Raw genomic sequence first — 4371 nt, 5'->3', positions numbered from 1 at the left:
TTCATCAGACAGGCGGACTTCAACAGCACGAGGACCCGGGGGCATAAAAACAGGCTACAGACTTAGCCCTGAGATTTCCGGCGCATCACACTAGGCCCAATACCGGTGACTTTGCGTGGTGTGGGTCGTTGGGTGTGGTGTGCCAAGGCCTGGGCAGGTGAAGTCGTCTTCGGGTGAGCGGTTGGCGGACCGGATCGCGCTGGGTGTACTCACGCGGGTGTTTCCGCCCGAGCTGGTCGATGAGGTCATCGAGCAGTGCGGGCGGGTCGAGCAGCGCCGTCGGCTGCTGCCCGCCCGGGTGGTGGTCTACTTCGTGCTGGCCATGTGTCTGTTCTCGGGCCAGGGCTATGAGGAGGTCGCCCGGCTGCTGACGCAGGGCCTGGAGCGGGCCCGCCGCTGGGAGGGCTTGTGGCGGGTGCCGAGCACGGCGGCGATCGGACGGGCCCGGCTGCGGCTAGGCCCGGAACCGTTGCGGGAGTTGTTCGCCCGGGTCTGCCGGCCGGTGGCGGCCGAGGAGACGGTCGGTGCCTATTATCGCGGGCTGCGGCTGGTCGCGATCGACGGTACTACCTTCGACCTGCCCGACACCGAGGCCAACGCCGGCTTCTTCGGACGCCCGGGATCGGGTCGCGGACAGGGCCGTGGCGCCTATCCGCAGGCCAGGATCGCGGTGCTGGCCGAGTGCGGCACCCACGCCGTCTTCGCCGCGGCCACCAGCCCGCTGGCCACCTCCGAGCAGTCCCTCGTCCCACGTCTCCTGCCTGCGCTGCGACCGGGCATGATGCTGCTGGCCGACCGGGGAATCACTGGGTTCGAGCTGTGGCGGGACGCCGTCGCCACCGGCGCCGACCTGCTGTGGCGGTCCGCAAGCACGTGGTTCTGCCCGTGCTGGCCATGTTCGACGACGGCTCCTACCTCTCGGAGATCGTCGCCTCCACCGACCGGTGCCGACGCGCCAGCCCGATCCGGGTCCGCGTCATCGAGTACACCCTCGCCGACGGGCCGGACGCGACGGTCTACCGCTTGATCACCACCCTCGCCGACGCCGGGGCCGCCCCGGCCACCGAGCTGGCCGCGCTTTACGCCCAGCGGTGGGAGATCGAGACGGCCCTGGACGAGATCAAAGCCCACCAGGGAGGCCCCGGCCTGGTCCTGCGTTCCCAACATCCCCGCCGGTGTTGGCGTACTCCTCTGAGTGCTCCGCCAAGTACGGGGATACGTGCACCAGGCCGACGCCTTCTCGTAGGGTCTGCCTGTGGGGTTGAACGCCGTAGGAGGGGGCCCTTTGGAGGACAGTGAGGCGAGGCGCCTTGCGGAGGAATTCGGTCGTGGCTTGACCGAGCGGTGGGATGAGTGGGCGTTTGAGCTCGGCCTCTGGGCGACTCCGGCCGTCACCGGCATGTTCGGGTTCACCTGGCACCCCACTGCCAAGGATGGCCAAGGGCGTCTGATCCGAGTTGGCGGAAACTGGCCAATCCTCGTCGATCAGGACACCGGCTCATGCCGACTCGTTCAGGGGCCGAACGAGTTCGCGGCCCTCAGAGGCACGTCGACGGTTCGCAATGCTGGCTGCACCGCCGCACGTAGGTAGCGCCCCCCCCAGGTGAATGTGGGCCTGCGGCGGCCTCCAGCGTCGGCATGCCGTCAGGCTGCGTCGTCTCGTTCGCGTTCGATGGCGGCGAGTCGGTTCTTCAGGCGGTAGCTGTTGCCGTTGATCGGGACGACCTCGCAGTGGTGCAGGAGGCGGTCGAGGATCGCGGTGGCCAGGACCTCGTCCCCGAAGACCTGGCCCCACTCGCCGAAGGTCTTGTTCGAGGTCAGGGCAGCCGCTGGCGGGGCCTGGGCACCGTCTACGAGAAGCCGGGCCGCGACGGACGCAAGATCGAGTCCCGCCGGGGTGTCGCCCTGGCCTCCTTCGACGGCAAGCTCCACGCTGTGTTCCCCGCAGTCCGGAACCGCCGCAGGGATCCCGTCAGGATCGACCGCGGCACCCTGTGGATCGGCAAGCCGTCCGACCGGCACTTCCACGCCTACAAGGACTTCTCCGGAGGCAAGGTCAACGCCCACGGCATCTTCATCGCGTCCGTGGTGATCACCGGCCTGGAACCCGGTTACGAGATCAGCCTCAGCGGCAGCCCCTCAGCGCTGATGTGACACCGCGCCCATTGGGCGATCGTTTCCGCAGTGAATCCAGCCCCCCAGCCGAGTGAAACAGCAGACCTCGGGCTGGGCACCGATCTCTGCGGCCGCTACAACCCGAGCGTGATCAACAACCTGATGCTCCGGGGCCTGCCCGCGCTCACCCTCGCCGCACTTCCCCTCCTTACCGTCGGCACGCCCGCCGCCCACGCCGAACCGGCCCGCACAGCTGCCCTCGCCGCCCCGGGCGCCGCCGGGCTCCGCGCCCCCATCCCACTCTTCGAGGCGATCGACCAGATTCCCATCGCCGACGAACAGCGCGCCGGCTACAACCGGGACCTGTACAAGCACTGGAACCGCGGGCTGAACGGCTCGGACGGCTGCGACACCCGCAAGGAGGTCATCCTGAGTGAAGCGGTGGTCACGCCCCAGGTAGCAGCGGGGTGCAAGCTGGCCGGCGGATCCTGGCGTAGCCCCTACGACAACCTCGTCGTCACCGACGCCGCCCGGTTGGATGTTGATCATTTCGTACCCCTGGCTGAGGTGCACGACTCCGGTGGCTACGCCTGGGACGCAGCGCGCCGCGAGGCGTATGCGAATGACCAGGCGTCCCCGGACACCCTGATCGCGGTCTCTGCCGCCTCCAACAGGAGTAAAAGCGACAAGGACCCGGCGCAGTGGCTGCCGTCGGACGGCTCGTACCACTGCACCTACGCCGCCACCTGGGTAGGCACCAAGCTTCGCTGGAACCTCGCGGCCGACGACGCCGAGCGCCATGCCCTCCTCGGCCTCGCCGAGGACTGCCCCACTACCACCGTCGTCTACGAGACCGCGCCCTGACCCGGCCTGTGTAAGTGCGCTGGCTGCAGGCCACATCATCCGGCGGCCTCGCGGCTCCCCAATCGAGGCCAGCCGCCGCAACGCTGGGCGTGGCCGTTAACCCGTCCCGAGACGATCACTTCTTGGGCCGGCGCCAGCCCATGCGCGCGTGCGGGTCAGCGCCGACCACCCACCAAGATCAGGAGAATCACCCATGGGCAGAAGGAAGCCTGGCAAGCCGCGACGCGAGCGGAGCCAGATGTACACACTGGAGCAGCTGCAGCCCCCCGGCTACGACGAGTGGCTCAACATCGGATCCAACTTCACGGCCGACGCAGCCGCTGCCGACTCACGCCTCGACGAGGACGCGGTCGACCTGATGAGACGCTTTGCCCGCTTGCAGCCTCTCTACCGCGGGCTGATTCCCATGCAAGCAGTGCACCTCGACATTGCCCTCGACCAGGGCGCCATCCCGATCAGCACAGGCGACGATGAGCACGCCGCTCTCATCCCCACGGAGGAGATCGCTGCCCTGATGGGCGCCGACTCCAGCAGCCATGACGTCCGAGAGAGCCTGCACCGACTGCACTCCGTCGGCGCGTTCCTGGTGGAGACAGCCGCTGACGGTGTTCCGCTGGTCCGCATCGTCAGCCAGCCGCCGCAGCGCCCCGGGGACCCGTGGATCTTCCACGGAACCGCCGAGGACGCACTCGTGCCGTCGACCTGCATCCCCGCCCGCCCCGGCGATCTACCAACCGACGAGTTCGCAGCATTGGCGTTCATCAGGGCACACATGTCCCAGGGCACCGAGCCGCTCCCTGAAGAGTTCGCGAAGCACGACGGCATCGATTCCGTCGGACGCGCCCGCCAGCTGTTTGAGGCCGTCGCCGAACTGGCACAGGAGAAGGGGTGCGGCACCTGCCCCTCCGCGCATCTGTGCACCCGGGTGGACGAGGCAAGGTGAACGGAATTCAGCTTGTCGTCCTCCACGACCGTCTCTGGGTGAACCCCAAGAGTGATGCCCACGCGCTGCAGTGTGCCGCTCGCACCACAAAGGGCGACCGCTGCCGGAACCCCATCGAGAACGGGCAAGTGCTCGGCGTACGCGAATTCCAACTCGGCTCCGCCGGATACGTCAGTGCACCTGGATGGGGCGGCGCCGGCCTTGAGGGACTTCACGAAGTCGATCGCGTCCAGGACCGGCTCGCCGGCCGGGCTCACTCGAACGTGAACGTCCTGAGCAGGCCGGGCAGGAAGCGGGCGATGGTGTTGTAGCGGGCGGCGAGCATCTGCTCGGCGCCGTCGTCGGACTGCTGGGCTAGAAGGCCGATGAAGATCTTGTTGTGGGGCTGTCCGGCCGTAGGCCGGGCGGCCCCTCGGTTATGTGGTGGCGGGGGTGATGGCCCAGGTGGT

General features: G+C 68.3%; 5 protein-coding genes and 1 pseudogene. 4 read left to right on the top strand and 2 right to left on the bottom strand.

Annotated elements, in window-relative coordinates:
- Positions 1-157 precede the first annotated feature (157 nt).
- Positions 158-1027 (top strand): IS4 family transposase, encoded by an 870-nt coding sequence (locus tag ACFVGY_RS37645; RefSeq protein WP_385687063.1) that lies wholly within the window; start codon positions 158-160, stop codon positions 1025-1027.
- 617 nt (positions 1028-1644) lie between these two features.
- On the opposite strand, the pseudogene ACFVGY_RS37640 reads toward ACFVGY_RS37645, so the two are convergent.
- Positions 1645-1821: pseudogene (locus ACFVGY_RS37640) on the bottom strand (ATP-binding protein); the annotation flags it as partial.
- Positions 1822-1935: 114 nt separating this feature from the next.
- On the opposite strand from ACFVGY_RS37640, the gene ACFVGY_RS37635 reads away from it, so the two are divergent.
- The 3 genes from ACFVGY_RS37635 to ACFVGY_RS37625 all read left to right on the top strand — a co-directional run bounded on the left by ACFVGY_RS37635 (position 1936) and on the right by ACFVGY_RS37625 (position 3922).
- Entirely contained in the window at positions 1936-2154 is a 219-nt protein-coding gene (locus ACFVGY_RS37635; RefSeq protein WP_385687060.1) for a hypothetical protein, read from the top strand.
- Between the two features lie 123 nt (positions 2155-2277).
- Entirely contained in the window at positions 2278-2979 is a 702-nt protein-coding gene (locus ACFVGY_RS37630) for an HNH endonuclease family protein (RefSeq protein WP_385687066.1), read from the top strand.
- 238 nt (positions 2980-3217) lie between these two features.
- Positions 3218-3922: a hypothetical protein gene (locus ACFVGY_RS37625; protein ID WP_385687058.1), complete on the top strand. Its 705-nt coding sequence runs from the start codon at positions 3218-3220 to the stop codon at positions 3920-3922.
- Between the two features lie 253 nt (positions 3923-4175).
- Here ACFVGY_RS37625 and ACFVGY_RS37620 read toward each other — a convergent pair.
- A partial coding sequence (locus tag ACFVGY_RS37620; RefSeq protein ID WP_385687055.1) for a hypothetical protein occupies positions 4176-4371 on the bottom strand: 196 nt, incomplete at its 5' end.

It is taken from the genome of Streptomyces sp. NPDC127106, from assembly GCF_042677605.1.
In the GTDB taxonomy this organism is placed as follows: Bacteria; Actinomycetota; Actinomycetes; order Streptomycetales; family Streptomycetaceae; genus Streptomyces.
The sequence above is the reverse complement of the archived record's forward strand: the minus strand, read 5'-3'. Positions and strand labels throughout refer to the sequence as shown.

Bases quoted from the DNA above. Each gene is read 5' to 3' on its own strand.
- ACFVGY_RS37630 (WP_385687066.1), top strand. From the start codon at position 2,278: ATGCTCCGGGGCCTGCCCGCGCTCACCCTCGCCGCACTTCCCCTCCTT.
- ACFVGY_RS37625 (WP_385687058.1), top strand. From the start codon at position 3,218: ATGTACACACTGGAGCAGCTGCAGCCCCCCGGCTACGACGAGTGGCTC.